Source organism: Bacillus sp. AF62, from assembly GCF_050312695.1.
In the GTDB taxonomy this organism is placed as follows: Bacteria; Bacillota; Bacilli; order Bacillales; family Bacillaceae_G; genus Bacillus_A; species Bacillus_A cereus.
The window spans coordinates 1-26,118 of the sequence record NZ_JBNPJZ010000115.1; the positions used below are offsets into that span (position 1 = coordinate 1).

The following is a 26,118-nucleotide window of genomic DNA, read 5'->3' on the forward strand; positions in this document are numbered from 1 at the left end:
AATACTGAATGATTATTACTATCTAATTTCATTTATATACCAGCCTTTATCATTTATAAGACTGATTATATCAGAGGCAAAATAAAAAGGAAAACCTTTTGGCTATGCCAAACCGAAATTCATCTCCCACCTACCGTTGGGCTACGCCCTTCACACGCTTGAGGAAGGAGAATTTTTTCGGGAAATAAGCATACAGAGGGAAATAAAGCGAATGAATTGACAAAGGATTTTATTACAGCATTTTTCACGTATGATAATACACTTCAAAGATATCAAAATATTAAACAATATACGACTGAACAAGGGTATAAAAGCACATTCCCAAGTGGCATGGAACCACCGAGTAAAGGTGCGGATATCCGCTCAAGCATAAATGAACTTGAAATCTTTAATAAACAGAAATCGAAAAATGAAATCACTACAATAAGTACATTTGAAGTAACGACAACATATAATGAAGTTTCATCGGTTAGTAAGATGGTCATTAAAACAGATCTCGTAAAAGTCGAAAATAGTTGGGAAGTTGATGATGTAACAATTTTATCTTCTCAATCAGCAGTAAGTTAAAAACGACCTCTCAGATTCCTTTGTAATGGATTTTAAAACACATCCTAATAGATTAGATATATAAAATGTTATTTTTCTTATACAAATCAATTATTGGGGTTTAATTGAAAGGTAGGGATGAGGGTGTTAGATGTTCTTGGATTTGCTATAAATTTAGTAATTATAAGCACAATTTTAACTGTGTCGGTTCTTATGGCACTAAAAAAGAAGTGAGGTTACTTATTTATATTAATCCCACTTCTAATAATCATAATAATGGTAACTGTTGATGGAGCCACATGTATAGGAACAGAAAAGTATGTGATTACACCAATTCAAGCAGGAGGAGTTGAATGAAACAAAATCAAAATAGTTTCTATGGGTACCTAATTACTGAGGGGTTTATGACGTCCTTAAATCCATCACTACATAGGGATAACCATTTAAACTTGTAAGTGCTTCAACACTAGTAGGAACCTTAGTACCATCTTTAGATAAAAGGGAAAACGTATTTTCATTTTGTGATTCTAAATTACTTAATAACTTAATAAATGGTGTATATTGCTCTTGTAACATACCAGGGTTTAATTCGAAAATAATGGTTTTAATTTTTTTATTTTGAATCAATTCCTTCATACCAAGGAAAGCGTGGTATTCTCCACCTTCAATATCAATTTTTAAAAAATCAATTTCTGTTATATTTTGAAGATGTGTATCTAATGTTATAGCCTTTACTTGGACTTTTTCTATTTCATCAATATAATGTTTATGATAAGTTTTGCTATGTTGTATAAGGGAACTATTTCCCATAAATCTTTTTGATGCATAAAATTGTAAAAATTTAGAAGAAGAATAAACAGCACATTGATATACACTAGACCGATCGTGTAGATAATTAATAGAAAGATTATCCATAAGAAAAGCATAGATATAAGGGTTAGATTCATAAGCAATTAGTTTTCCTTTTGGACCAATTAAAATTCCTATTAGTACAGAAAAATATCCTATATTAGCCCCAATATCAACAACAGTGTTTCCAGGTTTTAAGTTTTTTCTAAAAAAGTTAGTCAATCCTAATTCTATATGTCCGTTTGTTACTAAAGATGGAGTTAAGCTTAAGTCATTTGAAGGAACAATCAAATTAGCATTCCACTCCATGTAAGTAAGTATTTTATTATCTCCGATATAAACACCTTGCATCAAGTAATCCACCTTTCTGATTGGAAAAAAATTCAGTCTTTAATAGCGACTGGGGAATAATAGGGATGAATTCAATCCTGATAAACTTAGAATGATAGAAAAGTAAATTAAAAATCATATTAAGATGTCTTCCTTATCTGTAAAAAATATATACAAACTATAAAAAAATAATGACATCATTTTTATGGTTCTGGTGCAACAACTCTAAAGCCTGTGCAATGAATCTGTAAATCTTTGATATACTGATAGTACTATTCTATAAAAAGTGTGTGATCATTATGGAAACATCTTTTCTTTTTCCATAATGATCGTCACGCGCCTGTTTTTAGTTGTATTACCAGTATGACCAAGTTTGGAAGATTGTTTTCAAATCCCCAAATATTTTAGAATAATTCGGATTATTTTTTCCGAAGCATTTCCGTTACCATATGGATTAATTGCATTCGACATTTCTTTATAAACAACTGGATTTGTTAATAAATCATAAACTTTAGTGTAAATATTATCAGGTTTTGTTCCAACTAAAACACTAGCTCCTGTTTCAAGACCCTCAGGTCTTTCTGTAGCATTACCAAGGATTACAACCGGTACATTCAAACTAGGCGCCTTTTCTTGAATACCTCTGGAATCCGTTAATATTAAATAAGACTTAGCTATTAAATTGTGAAAATCATAGATTGAAAGGGGAGAGGTAAAAATAATACGCTCCTGATTACCCAAAAAAAATTTTGCTTTTTTTTGAATTTCTGGGTTCAAGGGAACAGGATAAAGAATAATAACATCTTGAAATTTATGAATTATTTTTTGAATAACATTAAAAATCTCATCAATTTTATTTAAATTTTCCTTTCGATGGATAGTTAAAAGAATGAGTTTTTTATTTTTAACACTATTAAAGACTGGATGATAATAATTTTTATCCAAAGTCATGTTTAAGGTATCAATAATTGTGTTTCCAGTTATAAATATAGATTTTGTAGGCTTATTTTCTTTAATGAGGTTTTTTGCAGCTAATTCAGTTGGAGCAAAATGCAAATCTGCAATAATATCTGTCAATTGTTTGTTAAGCTTTTCAAGAGAAGATGAAAATTTATCAAAGGTTCGTAACCCGGCTTCAACTTGTCCTACAGGAATACAATTATAAAAAGCAGCTAAACTCGCAATAAAAGTTGTTGAGCTATCACCATGTACTAAAATTATGTCTGGTTTAATCTTTTTTAATAGTTCATCCATTTTGGTTAGTAAATGAATTGATAAATCTGTAAGAGGTTGATTTTTAGTCATAATATTTAAATCATAATCAGGATTAACATTAAAATGGATTAATACTTGATTGATCGTTTCTCGATGTTGTGCTGTTAAACAAGTTGTTAATTTTATTTGTGTATATTGTTTTAATTTGTATATTAAAGGGACCAGTTTAATAGCTTCAGATCTAGTTCCAAAAACGATCATAATTTTTTTTGCCATAGTACTTTTCCTTTCGTCTTTTTATGCTTAGAAATAGTGAGAGCCTTTAAGTTTTCTGCCATATACAAATACTAGTAGTTACCAACAGATTGTACATAAATTCAAGATACTTAAGATGCCACAAACCGTGCAATTTTTAGTGGCATCTTAAGTATCCAATCTCACTTTCATCCCATCCCAAAAGACGATGAATTTCCCGTCCGGAAAGGGCTGTAATGTTCATCTGCAATCATACTAACTGTCGTCTATCTGTTAAGAAACATTGCAATAGAGTCATTAGTCTTCCCATTTCACTAAATGGGGATTAGGATCTAATATGGAGTCATATTGTTCCTTACATCCATATATGGCATCAGGATCTAGCTCTTTATAGCGTTCATATTTTCTTTTACGGTCATTTTCTCGAGCCCAACCGTAATGTTTTATTCTGGATGAATGATATATAGAAGGAAATTGATAAATAGTATTAGGAAATCTCCCGCAATGTAGAGGGGTATTTTTCCAGTTGTACGTTAATTCATCACGATATCTTATTAAAAATGGACGATAATAATGATGAGCGTGCCAGTAATCGTCATCTCTATAGTGGGTTTCTGACCACATATCATATAATCGAAAATAAACCGCGTCATAATGATTATGGGTTAAAATATTTCCTATTTCTTGTTCAAAACTACAATCAAAAATTTCGTCTGCATCTAAATTTAAAATCCATTCTGGTTTCAATTTTACAGTTTCATCCCATTGTTTTTGACGAAGCTGAACCTCATTTGTAAACATGGAATTTTCATTTTCTATAAGTGTATGAGGCGTATTTTTTAATAGTTTTTTACATAATTCTATTGTCCCATCTGTGCTCGCATCGTCAATAATCAGCACATGGTCCACAAATGGAATGTGATGTTCTAACGCTCTCTGTAGATAACGATTCTCTTCATTTTTAACTGCCATACTTAGGATGAGTCTAGGTTTTGTAATCAATTGAATCCTCCACTCGTAAAATATAGTTTAGATAAAGCTTTCTGTTTTTAAATCACCCTAATGTAACACGTAAAGTATATCAAAAGATTCCTTACGGAATTTGTTTCGATACTGTTGAATTTCTCAGATACAATGGATGTATGGAAAGGATCCATCGGGTGCTAATATCTCATGTAGCACAAAAATATACTTTCAATCCCTTCGCTAAACGAAATTCACGTCACACTCACACATGAAACGGGGGTGTGTAGTAATGGAACAGCAACGGCAATACCACAGTCTCTTATCCCTTTAATAAATATACACAAACTACTAAAAAAGAATGCCATTATTTTTACTGATATTTGGCTTTTTTCTAAATTTATCACGCCGTTTTCGAGAGAGCGTAAGCGATAAAAGAACTGCAAAAATCCACTACTTTAGTTGTGGGTTTTTACCATTTTACGGCAGAAGACTCCTTCTTCAAAAATATGAAAGTGGAGACACAATATTGGTATCTGTAACATAATTTATATGTATTTTTTTGTACTGAAACCATATAATTTATTGAAAATAATGATTTATTTGATAACAAGGAGGATGACAATGAAAAAAAATATATTAATTGGAAGTCCTATTCATCAAAGCCCTTCTATTTTAAATGAATTTCTCTTTTCATTAACAGAATTAAACATAGAAAACTTTGTGGTGCATTATATCTTTTTTGATGATAATGAGGACCCGGTGTCCAAAAATATATTGAATCAATTTTATAGTAATCATACAGACGTTACAATTTTACAAAATCCAAAATCTCCCTCAGAATCTTATCGTAAGGATGAATTCACTCATTATTGGTCCGACAATCAAGTTTCGAAAGTAGCTGAAATGAAAGATAAAATAATTGATTATGCAAAAGTAAACCAGTATGATTATTTATTTTTAATCGATTCTGATTTGATTCTTCATCCAAACACTTTACAGCAATTGATTAAATCAGAAAAGGACATTATTGCAAATCTTTTTTGGACTAAATGGAGTCCAAATGATAGAGAACTACCGCAAGTCTGGATGACCGATGCATATACTTTTTACAAAAAAAAGGAAAGAACGAGATTAACTAGTGAAGAAGAGAGAACAAAAAACGAAGAATTTTTGAATATGTTAAGACAACCAGGGGTATATAAAGTAGGAGGACTTGGAGCATGCACCTTAATTAGCCAAAAAGCAATACAATCGGGGGTGTGCTTTAAAGAGATTCCCAATATATCATTTTGGGGGGAAGACCGGCATTTTTGCATACGTGCCATGGCCATGGGGTTAGAATTATATGTGGATACACATTATCCAGCTTATCATATTTACCGTCAATCAGATCTAATTGGAGTGAAAAATTATAAAGAAAATAAGTAACTACTCAGCTTAGTTAGGGAAAAAGGCATACCAAATATATGTTTCCCATTCGAAAACATGAAAAAGAAAGTACTCCCATAAGAGAAAGAAACTAGATCAAATAGAAGTTAGAAATTTCTGCATCTGTTGCGCCCATTTTTGTCCCGTACTATCTATAATTCCTTGCAGATCTCGTATTTCGCCCGCATCCATTGCTTCTTTTCCACGTTTTTGATGAATATGTTGTAATGTCACCTCCGGTGTACTGGCAGTATGTAACCATTGTGTTTTATTTTCTACTCGCATACCGGTTTCATCAAAATGGACAACAGGAGACTGAAAGATCTTGTCTTTTACTTCTTGGCGAAAGGGCTGCAATTGAGCCGAAAAACTGTGTGTATGATTGACTAACGTTCCTTCACTGATAGAATGCCCAAAACAATCTTGAAAGAATTCGTTCGTTTTAAAGAAAGACACTGATAATGCGTTAAATAGGGAATCAGCCTTTTTATATTTGGACCATATTGAACAGGACGAGAGGCAGTAGAAGGAAACTGGGATTCTTGGATAGAATGGCAATGTGGACATTCTTTTTGTACCACTTTATGTTCCGTCACTTCTATTTGGATAGGTGGTAAATCATACACTTGGCGAATGCGGTATCCTGTTACAGGTGCTTGGTTTAAGGACGTGTGACAACAAGTACAATGCGTAAGAGAATAGGTAATCGTATGGTCCGGAGTCGTTGTCAAATGAAGCATATGTCCTTTGTGACCCAACTGATCACCGGTTTGACGCTGGGATGATTTGCGCAAATTTTTTATAATAGGTTTACGCAAACCATCTGTAGAAGGCGGTTTATGACTATTTGTAGAGTTTTTTTGAACAATTTTCTAATACCTCTATACGCTCTTTTAAATTCTGTATTTGACTTTCTAATTGATGAACAAAATCGCAAATAGCTTGAGGTCCCTTTTGGTAGACAGCTAGAATCTCTTGTTTTTTCAACACAACTATCACTGAGGTGGTACAGTAAAACTGGAACATAGTATAGAGATAAATTATTCTATATAAGAGGTGTTTCAGATGAAAAAACAGTATGATGAAACGTTTAAAAAACAATGTGTTGAATTGGTAATCAAAGAAGGGCGTACAATCTCTAGTATTCAAAGAGAATTTGATCTAGGACACGGAACTCTTAATTCATGGATTAAAAAATATTCTTCTCCATTTTTAGATAATGAAGGAACCGATATGCAAGAACTACGTTCTTTACGAAGAGAAATCCAGGCGTTAAAAAAGGCGGCAACCTTCTTTGCCAAAAACCAAAACTAACACGTTTTCAGTTTATCAAACAATATAATCAAGTATTTGGAGTGCGCTGGCTTTGCGATCGATTACAAGTGTCTGTGAGTGGATTTTACGATTATTTTCATCGAAAAGCTACTGAAGGTCAGAGAAAACGTAAAGAGACCGCGGCTTATATTGTCATGCAATTTAAACGTTTGAAAGGTAGAATGGACTATCGAAAACTGTACCGTTATCTTCTAAATAGAGATGTTCTGGTGAGCTTATCTCAAGTAAGACAAGCTTTATGTCGATTTGGATTAAAGTCAAAAGTTGTCTCGTATTATAAAAAAAGAAAGCAAGATCATGATACATTCCCAAATACACTAGAGCGTTCCTTTCAGCCGGGTAGGAAAGACGTTCCGACTGTTGTATGTGATATTACAGAATTTCGTTTAATGAATGGATTGAAAGTATATTTTTGTGCTACATTAGATAGTAGCATCCGGTGGGTACTTGGTTATTCCTTGGATACGCACCAAGATGCGCAACTAGTAAAAGATACAATTCAGCAAGTAAAACGTGCTTATGGCAATCATAAAAAAATTTTATTTCATAGTGATCAAGGATCCCAGTTTACCAGCTATACAGTTACTGATTTTTGTAAGCAACAAAGGATTCAACAAAGTATGTCCCGCAAGGGAAACTGTTGGGATAACGCTGTGATTGAATCATTTTTTAGCATATTTAAACGTGAATGTTTGCATGGGGAAAAACTGATTTCTCTCGCTCAAGTAACGCAGTTAATAGCTGAATTTATTTATATGTATTATCATTCCATTCGCCCACACTCATCATGAAATGTAATGACTCCGTATCAATATTCAAAATCAATTGCGTAATCTATTTCATGTTCCAGTTTTTCTTGACCAGGTCACTTTGATATCATGGGTGTTATCTATGAGTATAGTGGATGTTGCAAGCGAAAGAAAGTTGCATAAAAAAAATGAAACCCGTTAGGGGTTATTTGGCGTGCTGAAATTTAATAACTGGCTCCCTTGCGGGGGAAGTTTAAGTTCAAATGAACAAAAGTTAATATTGTGTCTATCCTTAAGTTGATGGGCATGTATGGTGAGGCCTTCCGGCCAAACAACAGATGGTCCTGTTGGAAAACCAGGTATTCATACCTTCCAATTTAAAGCGACTATGCCAGGTATCGTTAAGTTGCAATTTAAGCAATGACGAGAATAGGAAGGGGATTCTTCCGTTTTGGATACATTTTATGTATGGTTATACATAAATGAAGAAGAATTGAAGAGTATGGAATAAGCTAGGAAATAATAGGCCTATAAGAGCGATCGCCAGCAGACACCAGTTTCTATTCTATACTGCTAGACAAGTGAGTAAGAAAGAATACAAAAAACTTGCGTTTCCGGACAATGGAAGCGCACTTTATGATTCTCCGTATATTATTTTCTATCACATTTTCTCAACCTTACAAGATTTCAATTCCCTTTACAAATAGATACAATCCCTTTTAATATGATAAAAAGACAGAAAATTACGAATTCTAAGGGGTGGATATGTTGAAATTATCTCGATATCTATTTGTTTTAAGTAGCACATTTCTACTGGCGATTTATATGCCTATTGTTAGTTCGGCAGATACAAAAAATATTATTGCAAATGAAAAGTATGGAAAAAAGGAAGGATCGCTGGAATTCTTATCTGGAGAGTTAACGACACCTTCTTCTAAAAACGAAGAAGACATTTTGTACCAATATATAGATTCCCAAAAACATATCTTTCATTTGGGAGATCATTCCGCCAAAGATTCTTTCCGCATACTAAAGAAGGAAAATGATATCGATGGAACGACTGTTATTCGTTTACAACAAATGTATCAAGGGCTACCTGTTTGGGGCTCTACTCAAGTAGCGCATATTACGAATGAAGGAGTTCTTACCATTCTATCAGGGGCTGTGGCCTCTCATTTAGACGATACATTACCTGTATTACAACAAAATGTTTCCTTTCAGCAAGCTATTGAGATTGTAAATAAACACCTCCATTCCTCGGCTCAGTATGTAGCGCCCCCTACATCTGAACTCGTCATTTATAGAAAAGGACAAAAACCATACTATGCCTATCATGTTCATGCCGCGGTGCTATCACCTAAGCCAATTAGTTATGATTACTTTATAGACCCGAACACAGGGAACATTTTGGATCAATTGGACGTATCACATGCTTTGCAACATGAAACCAATATACAAGGCAGTCCGGCTACTGGGACAGGTAAAGATTCTTTTGGTAACATTAGAACATTACAGTTACTAAAAGAAAAGGATCAGTATCAATTCGTTGATATGACGCGAGGACAAGGAATCTATACCTATGATGCTGAGAATCAAGGAACCGAAGCAGATACTTCTCTTCTTCCTGGTGTATTGGTTACGAATCAAACGAACGAATTTTTATCAACAACCTCACGTGCCGCAGTAGATGCACATGTATTTGCGGGCACTGTCTATGATTATTACAAAAAAGTACACAAACGAAATTCCTATGATAATAGTGGCGCTAAGATTGTATCTACTGTTCGTTTCGGACAACAATATGAAAATGCGTTTTGGAGTCCCGAATTACGTCAAATGGTGTATGGCGATGGTGATGAATCAACCCGTTCTTTCACAGCCTCCATTGATGTGGTTGGACATGAAATTACCCATGCCGTAACAGATAGTACTTCAAAATTACTGTATCAAGATGAATCAGGTGCACTCAATGAAGCACTTTCTGATATTTTTGGAACATTAGTAGAATATTATCAGGGAGAACATTCCAATTATTTAATAGGTGAGGATTTGTTTATACAGCCGGATAAAGCCGTTCGCTCTTTAAGTGATCCGACCCAATACGGGGATCCTGATCATTACTCTAAACGATATACAGGAGAAGACCAGAGTAAGTTTGTTCATACTAATAGCGGTATTGTTAATAAAGCTGCTTATTTACTAGCGGAGGGTGGCCAACATTTTGACACACAGGTAATAGGGATTGGAAAAGAAAAAATGGGAGATATTTTTTATCGTGCCAATACGAAATATTTCACAGCTTCAACAACGTTTTCACAAGCAAAAGCGTCTTGTATCCAGTCAGCAGCAGATTTATATGGGGCAGATGCGGCAGAAGTTCAATCTATTAAGCAAGCTTTTGATGCAGTAGGTATTGAATAGAGAGAAATCACACAAAATATATTGATAGAGTCTTCTGTTCACATAAACAGAATCACACAAAATAAAGCATCACAAATAAAAATTTGTGGTGCTTTATTTTCATCGTGCGACCATATTGTACAAAATGTTCCACGTATTTATGTCAGATTATCTGTCTCGAATGAAGACTAGTAAATCATACAAGCAAGAATGATTTACATGATAGAATCCCAAAATAGGATAACTATTCCTCTATCTTTACTTTTTCACATTGATACGTATCTTCTCTACCATTCGCTATACAAATTTCATGTATGGATTTTCGCGTTACCTTGTCTGTTGTACTCTTTACTTGGTCCAAATTCACACGAAATTTTTGGTTCGGATTTCCTTTGGCATTCCCCGAAACATGAATGGTATGATCAAACATCTCAGCTGTTGGCCCGCTAGATATATTTAGGAGTTCTACGCCCTGGTTTTCGTATATATATTGCTTCACGACCTTTTCCGCTTCTTTTAATTGTTCATTAGTAGGGAATGGTATAGCGAATGCTGCTAAAATGACTACCGTAAGATACACAACATAACTAACCATTGCACCGATTATAATCCATCTAAGTTTTTTCCATATTTTTTTGATCATGAATATCCTCCTACATTATTATAGAAAGTGTGTATGTAAACATAACACGATATTTATTGTTTAGCAATAAATAAAAATTGTTTTATTTTATATTTTTATTGAAAACCACACCTCCTAAAACGAAGTATAGCTGTTGTGTTAACGTCAAAACAACTTGGGAACTACTATATTTTCTCAAGCGAAAAAAGATACGAATAAAGTGCCCGAATCAAAATGAATATTTTAGGCAAGTATCCAACAAAGTTTCTTCATAGAATTGAATGATTTTATAGGAAAAAGTTCTTTATTTAATCTAAAGTAGGTTCTTTTTTTGTTTGCAAAAGGGCATAATGTTGTAACCTATTCTTTTTTTGAACTAAGCTGACTAGGAGATACACAAGATATACTATTTTTTATGTATGATCTTATGTAACTTGCTTTCAACTTTCGAAATGGCATCTGTTTTTTCATGATAGCCATAACAACGAAGCTCCTCTGAATGATATTCTCCTAAATAAATATCGGATATATGGGTATAGCCCTCTTCCTGAATGCGTTTCTGCAACCAATCCATGTCTTTCTCTATTAGTTCTAAAACATCATCATTTGCTTGTCCATCAAAAATAAGAGGATAATGCATACAAACATCGCCATATTTAATAATTGTCAGTTGCCCATTGAGCTCTAAAACTGCCCTTTTTACTATTTTTAATTCATACACACCATTAGCCCTGAGCTTAAACATCAATTCATTTGCTGAAATTCCACATCGTAGACACTCTCGTACATGTAATTGTCCATTCGTAATGAGGAGAATAGGTTTACCATCTATGAATCTCCTACAATACCGATTGTTATTTTTAAGAAATGTTATGGTTAAAACGAATATCGTCCATATAATGAGAATGAGAAAAAATTGAAGTGGTTGTATAGAATCATTATAAATAACGCCACCGATGATACCACCTAACACATAGTCTTGCACCTGGTCCATTGCAGAAGCGGGAGACAGATTTTTCCCTAATCCATGAATTTGAAAGATTAAGCATAATAATCCTAACCCCAGTTTAATCATAACTGGATAATACAATTCCATTTGTATTTCACCTACTCGTTATTTGTATCTTGTTTCTGCTACATTTCTTATAAATACTTTTTCTACCTTATATGCACTTTTATCTGGATTAAAATATACACAATAAAACTCATTTGGTGTTTTAATAATTAAACCATCTATTAGCTTTGTGGAGTTCACAAAAACCTCCTCTTTATTTAACTTCTGATTTTTCGCAAATTGATAGATAAAATGAAGAAGCTGAGGAGAACGTCTGTGTTCATCTTTTTGATAAGAAGAATATTGAATGCCTATGAAAAATATAAGCACAAGTAAGACTAGTATACTTATATCGCGATATTTGGTTTGCATACGTGTGTAGGTATATATACTACAAAGGAAAAAAAGAAGAAACAGCATCGTGAAAACCCCTACATATTGTAAGGAATAATCAGAATGCTGTAGATTTTTTAAATAGGTGATTCCATAGAAGTTCATGATGTATCTCTTCCTTTCATTTGTAATTAAGACGATGAAGTGGCTATTTTTTCTCCATTCGCTCAATGATTATTTGGTCTTTCCTCGTTTTCTTTTACATAGAAAATACAATTGTTCATTAGAATCTATATCTATCCCTCTTGTCGATTGAATATCGCGATAATAATATCCATTTAAGCGCAACTATGCCTAAAGTCAGTATCCAATACATGAAACAATAGAAAATAATAAAAGAATCTTCTACCATAACTATAAGAAGATTCTTTTTATCGTTTAATAGATGATTCTGCTTACAGGAAGAAATTATTTTTCCATGGAGACAGTGGATTGTATGGCTGCCACTCTTTTAATTTGATTGCCCTGTACTTCTAGAACTTTAAAGCGAAAATGTTCTTGTTCAATTGTATACCCTGGATGGACAGGTAATTCTACTGTGCTCGAAAGAATCCAGCCTCCAAGCGTATCCACCCCATGATGAGGAATCGAAAGGCCAAGCTGTTCATTGACTTCAGCAAGAAGGGCTTTGCCATTTAATGAAAAAAGTTCTGGCGTACAGCGGTGAATCATTGGCGGTTCTTCTGTATCAAATTCGTCTTGGATTTCACCTACAATTTCTTCTAAGATGTCTTCCATTGTGATAAGGCCTGCTGTTCCACCATATTCGTCCACAACCAGGGCCATTTGTGTCCTTTTTTGTTGTAAACGCAATAAAGCTTGCTGAATGGGTGTTTTTTCAAAAATAGGAATCAAAGGCTGTATATAAGAACGGAGTGGCTGTCTTTCCCCCTGATATTCCTGTTGAAATAGATCTTTGAGATGAATCATCCCTACTATCTTATCTTTGCTGTTTTCTATCACTGGATAGCGTGTGAACTGGGAATGAAGCATTCTGCTTCTATTTTCCTCCTCTGTAGATTGGAGGGACACACATACCATTTCATTGCGAGGAATCATAATATGTTGTACGAGTCGATTATCAAATGTAAAAATATTATTGACATATCGATATTCTGCCGCATTAATTTCACCATTTTGATAACTTTGACTCACAAGCAGTCTGAGCTCTTCTTCTGAATGTGCTTTTTCATCCGCGTTCGTCATATTCATTCCCAACCCCTTTGTGACAAACGATGCACTTGTATTTAAAAACCAAATAAATGGAGACATTACTCGGTGAAAGCCCATAAGTGGCTTAGCAAATAAAAGAGTAATGGTTTCAGATTTTTGAATGGCAAATGATTTGGGTACGAGTTCGCCTAGCACGACATGAAAAAAGGTAATAAAGAGAAAGGCGGTACAAAAAGAAATAGTATGGGCGATACTTTCTGAAATGGGAAACAACTGAAAGAAAGGATGCAAAAGCCGTTCTACAGTTGGTTCTCCTAACCATCCGATTCCTAAAGAAGTCAGAGTAATCCCAAGCTGACAGGTGGATAAATAAATATCTAATTGAGAAAGAATGGTCTTTGCAGCTTCTACCTTTCTATGCCCTTCTGTTATTAATTCATCCATCCGGCTTTTTCTGACTTTTACAATGGAAAATTCTGCTGCCACAAAAAATGCTGAAATCAGTATGAGAACAAAAATGAAGATAAGGGAAAGGATATTCATCATCTTCTTCTATTTCAAAAAGAAAATAGAAGGTTCACCTCCTTTATTGGGATGACTATCTTTGACTATTTCATTCGTTCTACATGTTACATAAGGTTAATCAGATTTGAAAAAGGATTTCTTTTTCTTTACACGTAATAAATCCCCGGTCCATTCCTTGAACCGCATATAGAAATACATACCTCCTGTTGTGAGAATAATAGCTAAGAGCGCAAGCACATAACCATACTGCCATTCTAGTTCTGGCATATGCTTGAAATTCATGCCCCATAATGCACCTAGGGCTGTCAAAGGTGTACTTACAGCTGTCAGTACGGTAAGGGCCTTCATAATCTCATTGCCGCGGTGAGAAGAAACAACTTCTTGTAAATGAATCATGGTATCTAATTCTTGTTGATATTCTTTTGTAAGTAATAATCCACGTTGTAGTTTTATATGTGTCTGTTGATAACGAGATGTTTGGGTTACGTTTCCTAACCATGCTTCTTCTACAGATTGTAAGACTTCCTGTATTAAGCGGAATGCATGTGTGCTCATAAATAGTTCGTGGCGAATATGATAAATATTTTCTAACACCGATATATTATTATGATGATAAAAATTCCATAATATGCTTCGGAAGTGTTTTTCAAAACAATCTACTTCTTGTAGATAGTGAGACATATAGGCTGATAACAAAGTGCAAAACCCTTCAGCTGAGCATTTACAATCTGTTATACGTAAAGAACAAGCATGTATGATAGCTGGAAGATCTTCCTCCTTTTCTTGCTCAACGGTGATGAGTATTTCATTTGTAACAAAATAATGGAGGGATTTTTGTATCGTAGCATCTTCTTGGTTTTGCTCATATAAGAGCGAGCCATATACACAAGGTTGACTAGGTGGTATCATTTGAACAAATACCCTATTTTCACAGGGGGAATGAATTTCCTCTACAAATTTAGAAAAATAAGATAATATATCAGAAGAGAATGTCACAGAAAGTTGTTCGAGTTCGCTAGATCGAGCGTGATACCAATTCCATTTTGAAGTGTGTAGACATTTCATCTGATTTCTCCTTTCATTGCTTTCATTTGTCATTTAGGTTTGATGGAATAATAAAGAAAAGCTCTTGTTACATGAGATGAATTATTTTGAGAAATCATTTCACATTATATAAAAGGAAGGAGCATATACATGAATTTCTTTTTTATGTTTCTCTATCTAAGCATTGTCATCCTGATTATTGAAATACATGCCATTTTATTTACCTTAACAGGTGTAAAAAGGTCCATTTCTCGTTTTCAAGTGCTTTCTCTTATGACAGGAACAGGTTTTACTACTGAGGAATCTGAATTACTTTTAGGTCATCCTGTTCGAAGAAAACTTAGTATGTTTTTAATTTTATTTGGTATTTTTTCATTTGCTGTTATTATCTCTTCTCTTAGTACCATTCTTTCTCGATATGTGATAACAATACATATATTTTATATTGCTGGTATCATATTGATTCTATATATTTTATTACAAATTCCCGTTACCCAAAGGTATCTCAAGAAGAAATTACAACAAAAAACGAAAAAAACAGTAGAAATAAAAGATTTACCTGTCCATCAGGTTTTCTTACGAGATCCGACAGACCATCTTATGCTATGGAAAATAGATGAACATTCCATCTGGCGAAATCAGAAGGTATCTACCTTATTTCCCTTAAAAAAAGATATTCAAGTCCTCTTTGTTACAAGAGGTGAACGAAATCTTCGTTCGAATCTGAGGGACCTTATCTTACAAGAGGGTGATGAGTTATTGTTATATGGTGAAAAACAACTCTTGGAAGAAAAAATCTTACAGCAATCGAATGCAACGAAATACATGTAAAAAGTTAAATCAGATAGAAGGCCGTCTCTTTATATAGAGAGACCTTCTATAGATATGCTTGATTCCTACAAAATAGATGCAATGGTACACACCTCTTTTATTTTTAATTTTCAGACTATTAATAGTGTAAATCAGTCAGTCATTCTTTCTTATACAAATTCCATAACATATACGAGAAATGCTGTCATAACGAGCGTTCCCCCTATATAACTCAGAAATTCATTTTTATCTAATAAAGGCGTCTCGTTTTGATTTTTCATTTCCGTACTCTCCTTTCTGTTCTTTTTAGATGAACAGCTTACACAGGTTGTTGTACAATGTCTTCAAATACTCGACATCCCAAGATATAGTAGCCATGAAGTGCCGCTTCTTTTGCTGGTTCTAGGATATGGATAGAAGGGTATGCCCCCTGTTTTTCCTGAATTCTTTTTTTATGCATGTCCACCACTCCACCTGTCCAAATAATCTTGTCATATTGATGGAACAGAAATTGTTCTTGTACAACATCTAAAATCTCCTGAAAATGCGCATTCAATTCTTTTTGAACCAAGGCAGAAATCGGACTGGTCTGTAAACAATGTATTTCTTCCTTACAGATATATCCTTTATCTAATATATCTGGTAGGTTGTGTAGGTGAAGAGTAGGACTTTCCCCTACATGTTCTCTCAATATGTTCTCGATTTTTTTTAAAGGCTTCCTACATCCTAATTCCGTTTCATAACGATTTAAAATGAGCTGTTGTTTCATATCTGTTATTTCGAGTGTACGAAATCCTCCATCAATAATTAAAACACGCTCGCGTTCTTGTATAATACTTTCTTCTACAAAATAAGCATGTAAAGCAATCGGCTGGGGAAGGAGTAAGGCATTTTCCACTGTAATCGTAATAAACTTTCCGTCTAGTTGCACACTTGTTTCCTTTTTGATAATCTTTTGTAATTGTTCATGTTGTTTTCCAAAACAAGAAAGAGAAAGCCCTGTCACCACTAAAGGGAGGACAATATTTTCTTGATAGTCCTTTGCAATACATCCAAATAATTGTTGTTTGAATCGATCACTTTCATAATAATGTTCGATGTCTTCTTCAAATGGAGGAAGAAAGGACGCCTCAGATTGGTGCGCTTCTTCTCCCATATAGTAAGCGAAATCTACATCCATAAAACTTACCTTTGTCAAATTCTCACTTTCATCCTCAATAGGTACAGGCGCTAAGGTGGAAGCCTCACTTTTAATCGTCGTCGGCGAATTTACATGTTTTCGATACGCTCGTTTCGTAAAACCAATTCCTAAATCAATTGCATAAGGTGATTTCATCCCTTTTGTCCCCTCCTTTTTATTGGTGTATTCGAATTTAGGCACTTTCCTTTTCGTCCGTTTGCTTATCGGATTCTTTTTCCTTCTTTTCTTCCGCCTGTTTTTTATTTTGCTCACTTGTTTGGGATTCTTGGTTCTCATCCCTCTTTTCTTTACTTTCTTTGCCTGTCATCCCTTTTATGGTAGAAATAACAGTGGGCGCAGCCGTCAATAACTGTGGTAAGATTTGTTTTACTACGTTAGCGGCTGTAGTAGAGAACTGCTTACTTGTTGCTGCAACTTTTTCGAGTGTTTCTTTTCGAGAGTCTTCTTGACTCCATTCATCCCATTTGTTTTTTAAGTTCTTTCCTGTCGTTTGTACAGTTGCTCTATTTTCTTTTTTGAATAAAGAAATCGTGACGCCTGTCGCAATCCCAAGCACGGCATATTTCAAGATAGTTTGTTTCATCCTTCTCATCCTTTCCAATTTATATATTGTTTACGTTACAAGACGGTTTTTATTCTACTTATGCATTTCTAACCACTCGTAATAAAAGTGTCATACAAAGAACAAACACAATGGCTCCGAGTAAAGCTGGTAAGATAAAAATATCTCCCCACTCAGGTCCCCAAGTCCCAAATAACTTTGTGCCGACCCAAGATCCCATTAAACCTGCTACAATATTCCCTATAATACCTGCTGGAAAATCTTTTCCCGTAATCATACCTGCCAATGCACCAATTAATCCACCCACAACACATGTAATGATAAGTCCCATATTGTGATTCCTCCTCTGTTTTCCTCTATAGGGAGCATTTCCCGCCTGCATGAAGGAGGGAAATGCTTTTTATTTACTGTTTATTTTTTTCTTTTTCATGCCATGCTTCTTTTACCTGCCCTACGCCTTTTTTCACTGAACCCTTTGTTTGCTCCCAGATACCTTTTGCTTCTAATTTAGGGTTGTCTGTCCATTCTCCCACTTTTTCTTTCACTTTCCCTTTTACGTTGTCTAACGTACCTTCTGATTTTTCTTTCCTTCCGCTATCTGATTTTGTCATTTTATTTTCCTCCTTTTATTTAAAATGTTTCATTTTCTATTTACTGGTATGACATTCTCTTAATCTGTAATAGCGGAAGTGTTATAAAGAATGATAGTTTTGCAGTTGCATATCACGTGCATCAGGAATTTCAGTAGTAACAAGAAGTAAAATAATTCCTCGATCAAGTTTTTCTTCATATATGCTTGCTTCTTCTTTTGAGAGCCCGATTTCTTCCATTTGATTGCGAAGTTCGTCTCCTTTTTTGGAAAAGAAGTTAGCAATACTTGTACCTAGACCCTGTTCTTTTACGCCGATTGTATTGGTGTTTGTATCATCCGCAATTCGTTTTGTTCGATGTTTTTCATGTGTTAATACGTACATGTCATCTTGCAGGATCCCTTGCGTTTCTAATTGTTTGACTTGCGTTACAACCTCTTGCTCATTTTGACATTCATAAACAACTGGCTTTCTTTCATGTATCTCCATTTTCTACGTCCTCCTTTAGAATGTTTTTCTTTCAATTGATATTTCATCGTTATGTAATAGGTAATACACTCATTTGAGAAAAGTTAAACCTATATTTTCAAAATTTTTTTATTTACGATACAAGTATCCCTTTCTACAGCATAAATTTTCTGTTTATCGGTCATGTAAATTGTAAAATAAGTCAAACTATTTAATGTAAATCTTTTTTGGTTGGACAAAATCAAAAAAGATTTATAAAAAACGAAAAGCACTCTTTCAAGTAAGAGTGCTTTTCGTGTAAATAAAAATCACACTTCTTGATATAAGCCCTACCTCTCTTATATCCTTGCGACTCCGAGGTCGCGCCAGTACATGTGAAGTGTAAGCTTTCTTTTTCCTATACCTGTATGAATAAAAGGAGAAAAATTATAGTCTTATGTATGGGGACTGCATTGATAACATGCACCATACTTTGAAAATAAGTGTCCTACTTCTTGTCTTTTGCCTTTCGTTGCTTCTATCCTCAGAAGAATATGTCCTTTTTGTATATCAGCTAGATAAGGCTGAATAGACTTTTCTATATCTTGTAGACCAATCATCGCACCGATTAAACTTCCGGCACCGCCAAATATCCCAGCTCCTCCTAAAGCAGTTGCAACAGGACCAGCTGCCAAAATGAGACCGATGCCGGAAAGAGCCACCAACCCCGCCCCCGTAATCCCTCCTGCTAATGCACCTAACGCACTTCCTGTGGCTACTTTATCTTTCACCACCGATGCGGATAATTCTGTTATTCCAGCTCCAAGTTGTTGTTCCATGTTTGTTATCTGTTCTTCTTGCTTAGCAATAACCGAAATATGAGATAGAGGATATTCTTTGTGTTGCAAGGCTTCAATCGCTTGTACTGCAGCGCATTCTGTTCGGAATATACCAATACTCTGTCGCATCTTTAAAGTTTTCCTCCCTTATCGTATATCTGTAAGAAGATATACCCCTATTTTGGTAATATAAACCTAAAAAATCTCTTTATAAAGAAGAAGACATGTTCTTTGTATTGCGATTTCTGAAAACAAACAGTAAGGTAAAAAGAAAGGTACATCAAGCTAAAATATACAGAGACATAGAAAGGAACGGAACCATGTACGCAAAGATGAAAATAGGACTTCGTACCAAAATTTGTTTAAGCTTGGTCATTATTATGCTATTTGTTATACTTTCATTTATATTACTGAACCAACAAATCACATCCATCGAACAATCTCAGACTTACATTGTGAAGCATGATTTTAAAGTGCATAACTTGACCCATGAAATTGAGAGTCAACTAATAGAAATGGAAAATAATGTGCGAGGATCTATCATTTCAGGAGATCAAATATATATTTCCTCCTATCAACAAGCGGAGAGAAAGTGGAAAAGCGCTTATATGGAACTGTACTCGCTGTTGGCAGATAATCCGCGGCAACAAAAAACATTAAATGAAGTCCAAACAGCTATCACACATTGGACCAAAACAGTAGAGATACCTCGTTTGCAGCAATCTCAAAACCAACAAGGTCAATCTGGACACGAGTTACTTGACATGAAACCAGGATATATCGATTTACAGACACTGCGAGAGAAGATGAATACCTTTCGAAATACAGAAGAAGAATTAACAAAAGCAAGAACGAACAACTTACAGGAAAAAAATCAAACGTTAAAATTGGGATTATCAGGGTTACTATTTTTTAGCTGTTTTCTATCTATTACCCTTGCTATTCTTCTGTCAAACTCTATTGTACGAACTGTACAACATGTAATTTGTGCCATACGAGGAATTACATCGGACAAAGGCAGATTTAATCAGCGGATTCATGTGAGCACAAATGATGAAATTAGAGAATTAGGAGAAGCTACAAATGCATTATTAGATAACGTAGAACAAAGAGAATGGCTACAAACGAATGTAGCAGATATGATGATAAGATATCAAGGTGTTTCTTCGCTCCAGGAACTGACAGAAAGATTTTTAGCAGGTATAACAGAAAAAATGGGTGCATTCTTCGGACTTGTATATGTGCAAGAACAAGGGACAGAAGGGATACAATACGTACAAAGAGGCAGATTTGCTGACAGACCTTTTAAAGGTGAACAGAAGATATTTCAAGAAAAGGAAGGATTGGTAGGGCAAGCTGCAAAAGAAAAACGTGTGTTTCTTTTGCAAGATTGTTCGGATTCATGCTCTCCTATTACCTCTGGTTTAGGAGAGTGGCGCCCGCATAGTTTAATCGTGGTTCCAATTGTCTTTGATGAGGAAGTCATTGCTGTTGTAGAATTAGCAAGTTTACAAGTGTTTACAGATTTACAAAAGCAACTCTTGAAAGAAACCACGCATTCTTTTGGAAGTGCGATTCATAGTGTGCAACGTCGCATGGACGTACAACATATGCTGGTTCAATCTCAGAAAATGACAGAAGAATTGCAAACGCAATCGGAAGAGCTTCAGATTCAGTCCGAAGAATTACAGGCGGTAAATAACCAATTAGAAGAACGAACCAAAGAGGCGGAAGAGAAAGCAAGAGATTTACAACAAACGAAGAAAGAATTAGAATTGCAAACCAAACAACTGCAAGCAAGTTCACAGTACAAATCGGAATTTCTCGCTAATATGTCTCATGAATTACGAACGCCACTCAATAGTATTCTGATTTTATCAGAAATGCTACTAGAAAATAAGAATGAGACATTATCAGAAGAAGAGCAAGAATTTGCACACATTATTTATTCAGCTGGCACAGATTTATTAGGATTGATTAATGATGTCTTAGACCTATCTAAAATAGAAGCAAAAAAATTAGAAATGATATGTGGCGAAATGAGTATACAAGAGCTATGTACACAATTGGAACGTCATTTTACACCCATTGCCCAGCAAAAACAAATAGATTTTCAGATTCTCCTACAAAAACCTGTTCCAGATTTATTCTATACAGATGAAAAGCGCCTACAACAAATTATTAAGAATATGTTATCCAATGCATTCAAATTTACAGAACAGGGTTCTGTAATCATGCAAGTGGAACAAATGCAAAAAGAACAGATGACAGTAGAGATGGAAAAGAAGAGTGATACATGGCTCGTTATTACATGTCAAGATACGGGCATTGGCATATCAGAGGAACAACAGCAACTGATTTTTGACGCTTTTCATCAAGCAGATGGAGCTATTGCAAGAAAATATGGTGGAACAGGCTTAGGATTATCCATTAGTAAAGAATTGGTAACCTTATTAGGTGGTTCGATCACGGTACACAGTATACAAGGGAAAGGAAGCATTTTCACAGTATATATACCAAATATTCCAAAGGGCGTAGAGATGCTAGAAGAACATGCTGGACAAATTACTTACGAAGAAGTGGCCACCTCGCAAAACACTGAACAGATAGGAGACGTGCCAATTGTTCCGAGGGGATACCAGGAAAGTATGTTATTCCAAGGAAAAAAAGTGCTCATTGTGGACGATGATCATCGAAATCGTTTTGCTTTGCAGTCGGCATTAGGGAAACAAGGAATAACGGTGATTTCCGCTGAAGATGGGGTAGCATGCTTGGATATTTTAGAAAAAAATACAACAATTGATTTAGTGTTAATGGATATTATGATGCCGCATATAGATGGATTTGAAACCATGAAACATATCCGTCAGAGTAGAAAGCACATACATTTGCCCATCATTGCACTTACCGCAAAAGCAATGAATCATGATAAGCAAAAGTGCTTGCAAGCAGGAGCTAATGATTATGTAAGTAAACCTGTCAACTTACAACAATTATTTTCTGTTATGCGCGTGTGGCTAACAAAATAAAAAAGGATTAGATGAGACAATATCCATGTACGCAAGATAGAGCGCAAACGTAAAAGTTGCTTTCTTACTGGAACATAGGTTTTGATTTTCGGCCATATGCCCTTTATTTGAACAATATATTGATATTAAAAAATAGTGGGAAAAGGAATTCTCCAACTGAGAATTCCTTTTTTTATGTTGCTTGTGCTTGGATCATCACCATACACATATCATCTGTTTGTTCTTGTTTCTGTTCTTTCGATAAAATCGATTTCAGTTCAGCATCAAGATCGTTCCATTTCGGCTTACAATGACCTTGTAAGATTTTTTCTGCTTCTTGTTCCAATGGATCGAGAGTTTCAATGACTCCATCTGTGACGAGCATGATTTGCACTTCTGTTTCAAATGAAAGAACAGTTTTCTGAATCAAAATATCAGGTAAAAAACCTAATGCGCAGCAACCTGTATCAAGAGGTACAACACTTTTTCTATCTCTACACATATATCCAGCAGGGTGTCCTGCATTCACATATTCGACGGTTTTTGCATGCGTATCAAGTACAAGATAAATGGCAGTTAAATAATAAGAGATATCATCTTTTTCAGTATGTAACATATGTATGTATCGGTTTAAATCTGTTATGACGAGCTCGGGATCTACCTTAGTTCGTATGGTCTCCCGTAAAACAGAAGACATAAACATGCAAACGAGGGAAGCGGATACGCCATGTCCCATCACATCAAATAAGATAATGCCGTACCTATGTTCATCAATTTTTTGCCAATAGTACATATCTCCTGCTAGATGAGAAGAAGGTATATACGATGCACGAATGGTGATGTTCTGTTCTTGGAGGGGCGCACTTAATACATTTCTTTGCACGACTGTAGCAAGTTCTAATTCGTTTCGTAGCTGCTTTTCTTGATGGGCATGCCAATCTAATTCACTTTTTAAACGTAAAGCGACCCGAATACGCGCTAGTAATTCCATTTTATCAATTGGTTTTGTAAGATAATCTACACCGCCCGCATCTAAAGCCTGCGCCATTTTCTGTACATCTTCTAAAGCCGTGATAAAAATAATCGGAATATTTTTATATATTTCAGATTCCTGTAGTGTTCGGCAAGCTGTAATCCCATCTATATCAGGCATCATCACATCCAGCAAAATCAACTCAATAGAAGAAAGTTCTGATGTAGAAGCTTGTAAATGAAGATAGTGAAATAATTCTTGGGCAGAAGAGAGTTTCACTGTATCTCGATATCCGGCTTGTTGTAATATCTTTTCAATAACAAATACATTCGCTCTCTGATCATCAACAATTATAATACTCATAAAAATGTAGGCTCCTTTCCTATTTTTTATGAGTATAGCAGGAAACTACATACAAGCGTACATTGTAATGAAAATGACTTGTATTCTTTATGTCTTAGAATACGATACAATTTTGACAAAGAAATAGGTTTATAACTTATAGAAAGGGGTAGTGTAAAAGGGAAACTTCACTTTGTAAGGAGGAATGAAGATGCATGTAGAGATACATACCGATGAAAAAAAAGTCACATACACTTTCGTTTTAACCGGAGAGTTAGATGCGCATTATGCACCAGTATTGAAAAAACAACTAGATACCATTTTAGAACAAGGGCATTCTCACATTGTATTGGATGTGTCTCGCGTAACTTATATGGATAGTACAGGACTTGGGGTGTGTATGGGATTGTTAAAAAAAGTACACAAACAAGATGGTTTTCTAGAAGTTACAGGTGTCTCATCACGTATTCAGCGTTTATTTGATTTAACAGGGTTCACAAAAATTTTACAGAAATATGGGAAAGAAAGGTGAATACAGGATGCAACCATATCCGCCCGATTATATAGAATTGAAAATTCCTGCAAAAACAGATTATCTGGGGATGATTCGGCTTACTGTATCAGGTATCGCGAATCGGATGCAGTTTTCTTATGATGAAATTGAAGATATAAAAATGGCAGTAAGTGAAGCATGTACAAATGTCGTACAACATGCCTATCTAGACAAAGAAACCGGAGACATAACCATTGGATTTGGTCTATTTTCGGATCGATTAGAAATCATGATCGACGACCACGGGGAACGTTTTAATTTTAGAGAACGTAAGCAAGGAATGGCACCTTATAATCCATCTCATCCGATTGATGCGCTGCCTGAAAGTGGGCTGGGCATTTATGTCATGCATAGTGTAATGGATGCGGTAGAAATCAGTTACAATCATGGTATGACGGTTCTTCTCACCAAACATTTACAGAGAGAGTGGGGAGAAAAGGATGAAAGAACGCACTCCATCTATCCGGAAAACTAAAGAAGAGGTACTTCATCTGATTCAGGAATGTCAAAACAAACAATGCGAGCAAGCGCAGCAAGACATTGTCTTGTATTATACGAATCTCGTACACTCTCTTGCGTATCGATATTCAAAAGGAAATGCCTCTCATGAGGATTTTGTGCAAATAGGTATGCTGGGACTTTTAGGAGCCATTCGTCGCTATGATACATCTCTGAAAAAAGAATTTGAAGCTTTTTTAATCCCCACGATTATGGGAGAAATGAAAAAGTATTTACGGGATAAGACCTGGGATGTACATGTACCAAGACGAATCAAAGATAAAAGTTCCACATTAAAGAAAACAATAGAAATTCTCACGAGTACGTTACAGCGTTCGCCTCAAATACAAGAAATCGCCATCCATATGGAATTATCAGAAGAAGAAGTACTGGAACTTATGGAGGCAAAGCAACATTATCAAACTACCTCTCTAGATGCGGAAATAGAGACAGCTTCAGAAGGAGCTATCGGCACAAAGGTGGAGTTTGTAGGAGTTGAAGAGGAAGGATATGGAAAAGTTGATCGATATTTAACACTAGAAAAATTACTACCTCTACTCACAAAACAAGAAAAAGAGATTTTATATTACACGTTTATCAAACAATATAATCAAAAAGACACAGGAAATCTAGTAGGGATTTCACAGATGCATGTTTCTAGAATACAAAGAAGAGCGTTACAGAAATTAAGAAAGGCTTCCGATTCAAAGTTGGAAACGTACTGAAGCGGATACCCTTATACATATACCTCCAGCGCTGGATAGAGATAAAAAGAAGACAATACATGGGGTATTGTCTTCTTTTTATGACGTCTGTATCATGTCGAATAGGTAAAAGGTATTTGTTATATCCATTTTTGTAAAGTTGTCAATAAATCTTGCGCGCCCTCTTGGCTTAAAATTAAACGGCCATCATATAATTCTAAGTGATTTTCAGTGCTTTCTCCTGTGACAAAACAAGTACGTTCTTGTTTTCTCATGTGAACATTTCCATCTCTTACAAACATTTCAACTTGCGTATTTGTTACTAAATCTAACGAGCGGCGCATTTCTTTTGGTAATACCACTCGCCCTAATTCATCCATTCTTCGAACCATACCCGTTTTTTTCAAGAAAATCCCCTCTTCCGTTTATTTATTCCCTATTTTTGGTAGATATAAATTTTTTATACCTTTTTCATAGAAAAAATATATGGTTATAAAAATGGGATATATCAAAGTGTACAAGTCCTCTGTGAACTACCCGCCACTTAACGTCCTAACGGACTGTTTGAAGTGGGGCTTCTCGGTTAGTCGTTACTTTTGGTAGCTAACGAATTCGTCCTAAGACAGCCGAGCTAACGCCAATAGGCGTATTGCTTCATTTTTGATATTGGTAGCTGCGTTATAATCTCTATCGAGATTTACACCGCA

27 protein-coding genes and 1 pseudogene are annotated in these 26,118 nt (G+C 35.1%); 11 read left to right on the top strand and 17 right to left on the bottom strand.

Translation table 11 applies throughout. From position 1 onward, the window contains the following. Window positions 1–216 precede the first annotated feature (216 nt). Entirely contained in the window at window positions 217–567 is a 351-nt protein-coding gene (locus ACQRBL_RS28150; RefSeq protein WP_097984782.1) for a hypothetical protein, read from the top strand. 381 nt (window positions 568–948) lie between these two features. Here ACQRBL_RS28150 and ACQRBL_RS28155 read toward each other — a convergent pair whose 3' ends face one another. The 3 genes from ACQRBL_RS28155 to ACQRBL_RS28165 form a co-directional block, all read right to left on the bottom strand. Beyond that, window positions 949–1,746, bottom strand: a complete 798-nt coding sequence (locus tag ACQRBL_RS28155; protein WP_023523733.1) for an FkbM family methyltransferase — start codon at window positions 1,744–1,746, stop codon at window positions 949–951. Between the two features lie 366 nt (window positions 1,747–2,112). Beyond that, window positions 2,113–3,216: a non-hydrolyzing UDP-N-acetylglucosamine 2-epimerase gene (wecB, locus tag ACQRBL_RS28160; protein WP_097984784.1), complete on the bottom strand. Its 1,104-nt coding sequence runs from the start codon at window positions 3,214–3,216 to the stop codon at window positions 2,113–2,115. Between the two features lie 276 nt (window positions 3,217–3,492). Then, on the bottom strand, window positions 3,493–4,197 hold the full coding sequence (locus ACQRBL_RS28165; protein WP_023523730.1) for a glycosyltransferase family 2 protein: 705 nt from the start codon (window positions 4,195–4,197) through the stop codon (window positions 3,493–3,495). Between the two features lie 585 nt (window positions 4,198–4,782). Here ACQRBL_RS28165 and ACQRBL_RS28170 point away from each other — a divergent pair. Continuing rightward, entirely contained in the window at window positions 4,783–5,589 is an 807-nt protein-coding gene (locus tag ACQRBL_RS28170; protein WP_097984785.1) for a hypothetical protein, read from the top strand. 105 nt (window positions 5,590–5,694) lie between these two features. On the opposite strand, the pseudogene ACQRBL_RS28175 reads toward ACQRBL_RS28170, so the two are convergent. Then, a pseudogene (locus tag ACQRBL_RS28175) lies at window positions 5,695–6,615 on the bottom strand (IS66 family transposase); the annotation flags it as partial. A gap of 39 nt (window positions 6,616–6,654) precedes the next feature. Between ACQRBL_RS28175 and ACQRBL_RS28180 the strand changes: the two are divergent. The 4 genes from ACQRBL_RS28180 (at window position 6,655) to ACQRBL_RS28195 (ending at window position 10,094) form a co-directional block, all read left to right on the top strand. Further along, the gene (locus ACQRBL_RS28180; RefSeq protein WP_023523729.1) at window positions 6,655–6,903 is read left to right on the top strand and encodes a transposase; all 249 of its coding nucleotides are present in this window, start codon (window positions 6,655–6,657) and stop codon (window positions 6,901–6,903) included. Window positions 6,904–6,917: 14 nt separating this feature from the next. Further along, window positions 6,918–7,715: an IS3 family transposase gene (locus ACQRBL_RS28185; protein ID WP_411996521.1), complete on the top strand. Its 798-nt coding sequence runs from the start codon at window positions 6,918–6,920 to the stop codon at window positions 7,713–7,715. Between the two features lie 268 nt (window positions 7,716–7,983). Continuing rightward, window positions 7,984–8,097, top strand: coding sequence for a protease inhibitor I42 family protein (locus tag ACQRBL_RS28190; RefSeq protein ID WP_023523727.1), 114 nt, complete (start codon window positions 7,984–7,986; stop codon window positions 8,095–8,097). Between the two features lie 341 nt (window positions 8,098–8,438). Next, the gene (locus ACQRBL_RS28195; RefSeq protein WP_023523726.1) at window positions 8,439–10,094 is read left to right on the top strand and encodes a M4 family metallopeptidase; all 1,656 of its coding nucleotides are present in this window, start codon (window positions 8,439–8,441) and stop codon (window positions 10,092–10,094) included. 223 nt (window positions 10,095–10,317) lie between these two features. Here the strand turns inward: ACQRBL_RS28195 and ACQRBL_RS28200 are convergent, their stop codons facing one another. The 5 genes from ACQRBL_RS28200 to ACQRBL_RS28220 all read right to left on the bottom strand — a co-directional run bounded on the left by ACQRBL_RS28200 (window position 10,318) and on the right by ACQRBL_RS28220 (window position 14,905). After that, window positions 10,318–10,716: a hypothetical protein gene (locus ACQRBL_RS28200; protein WP_080672500.1), complete on the bottom strand. Its 399-nt coding sequence runs from the start codon at window positions 10,714–10,716 to the stop codon at window positions 10,318–10,320. Between the two features lie 385 nt (window positions 10,717–11,101). Further along, a complete protein-coding gene (locus tag ACQRBL_RS28205) occupies window positions 11,102–11,791 on the bottom strand; it encodes a DUF421 domain-containing protein (protein ID WP_097984293.1) in 690 nt (229 codons plus the stop codon). A gap of 18 nt (window positions 11,792–11,809) precedes the next feature. Continuing rightward, window positions 11,810–12,247 (bottom strand): DUF3290 family protein, encoded by a 438-nt coding sequence (locus tag ACQRBL_RS28210; protein ID WP_179860824.1) that lies wholly within the window; start codon window positions 12,245–12,247, stop codon window positions 11,810–11,812. Window positions 12,248–12,550: 303 nt separating this feature from the next. After that, complete coding sequence (locus ACQRBL_RS28215; RefSeq protein WP_097984300.1) at window positions 12,551–13,858, bottom strand: hemolysin family protein; 1,308 nt, start codon at window positions 13,856–13,858, stop codon at window positions 12,551–12,553. 96 nt (window positions 13,859–13,954) lie between these two features. Continuing rightward, window positions 13,955–14,905: a magnesium transporter CorA family protein gene (locus ACQRBL_RS28220; RefSeq protein ID WP_097984294.1), complete on the bottom strand. Its 951-nt coding sequence runs from the start codon at window positions 14,903–14,905 to the stop codon at window positions 13,955–13,957. Between the two features lie 129 nt (window positions 14,906–15,034). Between ACQRBL_RS28220 and ACQRBL_RS28225 the strand changes: the two genes are divergently transcribed. Continuing rightward, window positions 15,035–15,715: a TrkA C-terminal domain-containing protein gene (locus ACQRBL_RS28225; protein ID WP_097984296.1), complete on the top strand. Its 681-nt coding sequence runs from the start codon at window positions 15,035–15,037 to the stop codon at window positions 15,713–15,715. A gap of 298 nt (window positions 15,716–16,013) precedes the next feature. Here ACQRBL_RS28225 and ACQRBL_RS28230 read toward each other — a convergent pair whose 3' ends face one another. The 6 genes from ACQRBL_RS28230 to ACQRBL_RS28255 form a co-directional block, all read right to left on the bottom strand. Beyond that, window positions 16,014–17,030: a ParM/StbA family protein gene (locus ACQRBL_RS28230; RefSeq protein WP_097984297.1), complete on the bottom strand. Its 1,017-nt coding sequence runs from the start codon at window positions 17,028–17,030 to the stop codon at window positions 16,014–16,016. A gap of 37 nt (window positions 17,031–17,067) precedes the next feature. Further along, window positions 17,068–17,478, bottom strand: a complete 411-nt coding sequence (locus ACQRBL_RS28235; RefSeq protein WP_097984299.1) for a peptidase U61 — start codon at window positions 17,476–17,478, stop codon at window positions 17,068–17,070. A gap of 58 nt (window positions 17,479–17,536) precedes the next feature. Further along, window positions 17,537–17,788, bottom strand: coding sequence for a GlsB/YeaQ/YmgE family stress response membrane protein (locus ACQRBL_RS28240; protein WP_000522907.1), 252 nt, complete (start codon window positions 17,786–17,788; stop codon window positions 17,537–17,539). Between the two features lie 73 nt (window positions 17,789–17,861). Continuing rightward, complete coding sequence (locus tag ACQRBL_RS28245) at window positions 17,862–18,068, bottom strand: CsbD family protein (RefSeq protein ID WP_000167282.1); 207 nt, start codon at window positions 18,066–18,068, stop codon at window positions 17,862–17,864. A gap of 81 nt (window positions 18,069–18,149) precedes the next feature. After that, the gene (locus tag ACQRBL_RS28250) at window positions 18,150–18,536 is read right to left on the bottom strand and encodes a general stress protein (RefSeq protein WP_000402411.1); all 387 of its coding nucleotides are present in this window, start codon (window positions 18,534–18,536) and stop codon (window positions 18,150–18,152) included. A gap of 413 nt (window positions 18,537–18,949) precedes the next feature. Further along, the gene (locus ACQRBL_RS28255; RefSeq protein WP_001249914.1) at window positions 18,950–19,462 is read right to left on the bottom strand and encodes a general stress protein; all 513 of its coding nucleotides are present in this window, start codon (window positions 19,460–19,462) and stop codon (window positions 18,950–18,952) included. A gap of 191 nt (window positions 19,463–19,653) precedes the next feature. Between ACQRBL_RS28255 and ACQRBL_RS28260 the strand changes: the two genes are divergently transcribed. Beyond that, the gene (locus ACQRBL_RS28260) at window positions 19,654–22,362 is read left to right on the top strand and encodes a response regulator (protein WP_411996518.1); all 2,709 of its coding nucleotides are present in this window, start codon (window positions 19,654–19,656) and stop codon (window positions 22,360–22,362) included. Between the two features lie 172 nt (window positions 22,363–22,534). Here the strand turns inward: ACQRBL_RS28260 and ACQRBL_RS28265 are convergent, their stop codons facing one another. Beyond that, window positions 22,535–23,677 carry a PP2C family protein-serine/threonine phosphatase gene (locus ACQRBL_RS28265; RefSeq protein ID WP_000022437.1) on the bottom strand — a complete coding sequence of 381 codons (1,143 nt, stop codon included), beginning with the start codon at window positions 23,675–23,677 and terminating at the stop codon, window positions 22,535–22,537. Window positions 23,678–23,867: 190 nt separating this feature from the next. Between ACQRBL_RS28265 and ACQRBL_RS28270 the strand changes: the two genes are divergently transcribed. The 3 genes from ACQRBL_RS28270 to sigB are packed head-to-tail and all read left to right on the top strand — an operon-like array spanning window position 23,868 to window position 25,432. Next, a complete protein-coding gene (locus ACQRBL_RS28270; protein ID WP_000557902.1) occupies window positions 23,868–24,188 on the top strand; it encodes an STAS domain-containing protein in 321 nt (106 codons plus the stop codon). 7 nt (window positions 24,189–24,195) lie between these two features. Further along, on the top strand, window positions 24,196–24,684 hold the full coding sequence (rsbW, locus tag ACQRBL_RS28275) for an anti-sigma B factor RsbW (protein WP_001183362.1): 489 nt from the start codon (window positions 24,196–24,198) through the stop codon (window positions 24,682–24,684). Then, the gene (gene sigB / locus ACQRBL_RS28280; protein WP_000664644.1) at window positions 24,650–25,432 is read left to right on the top strand and encodes an RNA polymerase sigma factor SigB; all 783 of its coding nucleotides are present in this window, start codon (window positions 24,650–24,652) and stop codon (window positions 25,430–25,432) included. Before rsbW ends, sigB begins: the two co-directional genes overlap by 35 nt. Window positions 25,433–25,551: 119 nt before the next feature. On the opposite strand, the gene ACQRBL_RS28285 is transcribed toward sigB, so the two are convergent. Beyond that, window positions 25,552–25,818 (bottom strand): AbrB/MazE/SpoVT family DNA-binding domain-containing protein, encoded by a 267-nt coding sequence (locus tag ACQRBL_RS28285; RefSeq protein ID WP_000750747.1) that lies wholly within the window; start codon window positions 25,816–25,818, stop codon window positions 25,552–25,554. Window positions 25,819–26,118 lie beyond the last annotated feature (300 nt).

Excerpts from the sequence above, each read along its gene's own strand:
- ACQRBL_RS28250 (WP_000402411.1), bottom strand. The coding sequence starts at position 18,536 with ATGGAGATACATGAAAGAAAGCCAGTTGTTTATGAATGTCAAAATGAG.
- rsbW (WP_001183362.1), top strand. The coding sequence starts at position 24,196 with ATGCAACCATATCCGCCCGATTATATAGAATTGAAAATTCCTGCAAAA.
- ACQRBL_RS28255 (WP_001249914.1), bottom strand. The coding sequence starts at position 19,462 with ATGCGACAGAGTATTGGTATATTCCGAACAGAATGCGCTGCAGTACAA.
- ACQRBL_RS28170 (WP_097984785.1), top strand. The coding sequence starts at position 4,783 with ATGAAAAAAAATATATTAATTGGAAGTCCTATTCATCAAAGCCCTTCT.
- wecB (WP_097984784.1), bottom strand. The coding sequence starts at position 3,216 with ATGGCAAAAAAAATTATGATCGTTTTTGGAACTAGATCTGAAGCTATT.
- sigB (WP_000664644.1), top strand. The coding sequence starts at position 24,650 with ATGAAAGAACGCACTCCATCTATCCGGAAAACTAAAGAAGAGGTACTT.
- ACQRBL_RS28205 (WP_097984293.1), bottom strand. The coding sequence starts at position 11,791 with ATGGAATTGTATTATCCAGTTATGATTAAACTGGGGTTAGGATTATTA.
- ACQRBL_RS28195 (WP_023523726.1), top strand. The coding sequence starts at position 8,439 with ATGTTGAAATTATCTCGATATCTATTTGTTTTAAGTAGCACATTTCTA.
- ACQRBL_RS28235 (WP_097984299.1), bottom strand. The coding sequence starts at position 17,478 with ATGAAACAAACTATCTTGAAATATGCCGTGCTTGGGATTGCGACAGGC.
- ACQRBL_RS28155 (WP_023523733.1), bottom strand. The coding sequence starts at position 1,746 with ATGCAAGGTGTTTATATCGGAGATAATAAAATACTTACTTACATGGAG.
- ACQRBL_RS28200 (WP_080672500.1), bottom strand. The coding sequence starts at position 10,716 with ATGATCAAAAAAATATGGAAAAAACTTAGATGGATTATAATCGGTGCA.
- ACQRBL_RS28230 (WP_097984297.1), bottom strand. The coding sequence starts at position 17,030 with ATGAAATCACCTTATGCAATTGATTTAGGAATTGGTTTTACGAAACGA.
- ACQRBL_RS28215 (WP_097984300.1), bottom strand. The coding sequence starts at position 13,858 with ATGAATATCCTTTCCCTTATCTTCATTTTTGTTCTCATACTGATTTCA.
- ACQRBL_RS28270 (WP_000557902.1), top strand. The coding sequence starts at position 23,868 with ATGCATGTAGAGATACATACCGATGAAAAAAAAGTCACATACACTTTC.
- ACQRBL_RS28180 (WP_023523729.1), top strand. The coding sequence starts at position 6,655 with ATGAAAAAACAGTATGATGAAACGTTTAAAAAACAATGTGTTGAATTG.
- ACQRBL_RS28220 (WP_097984294.1), bottom strand. The coding sequence starts at position 14,905 with ATGAAATGTCTACACACTTCAAAATGGAATTGGTATCACGCTCGATCT.
- ACQRBL_RS28190 (WP_023523727.1), top strand. The coding sequence starts at position 7,984 with ATGGTGAGGCCTTCCGGCCAAACAACAGATGGTCCTGTTGGAAAACCA.
- ACQRBL_RS28210 (WP_179860824.1), bottom strand. The coding sequence starts at position 12,247 with ATGAACTTCTATGGAATCACCTATTTAAAAAATCTACAGCATTCTGAT.
- ACQRBL_RS28240 (WP_000522907.1), bottom strand. The coding sequence starts at position 17,788 with ATGGGACTTATCATTACATGTGTTGTGGGTGGATTAATTGGTGCATTG.
- ACQRBL_RS28245 (WP_000167282.1), bottom strand. The coding sequence starts at position 18,068 with ATGACAAAATCAGATAGCGGAAGGAAAGAAAAATCAGAAGGTACGTTA.
- ACQRBL_RS28265 (WP_000022437.1), bottom strand. The coding sequence starts at position 23,677 with ATGAGTATTATAATTGTTGATGATCAGAGAGCGAATGTATTTGTTATT.
- ACQRBL_RS28225 (WP_097984296.1), top strand. The coding sequence starts at position 15,035 with ATGAATTTCTTTTTTATGTTTCTCTATCTAAGCATTGTCATCCTGATT.
- ACQRBL_RS28260 (WP_411996518.1), top strand. The coding sequence starts at position 19,654 with ATGTACGCAAAGATGAAAATAGGACTTCGTACCAAAATTTGTTTAAGC.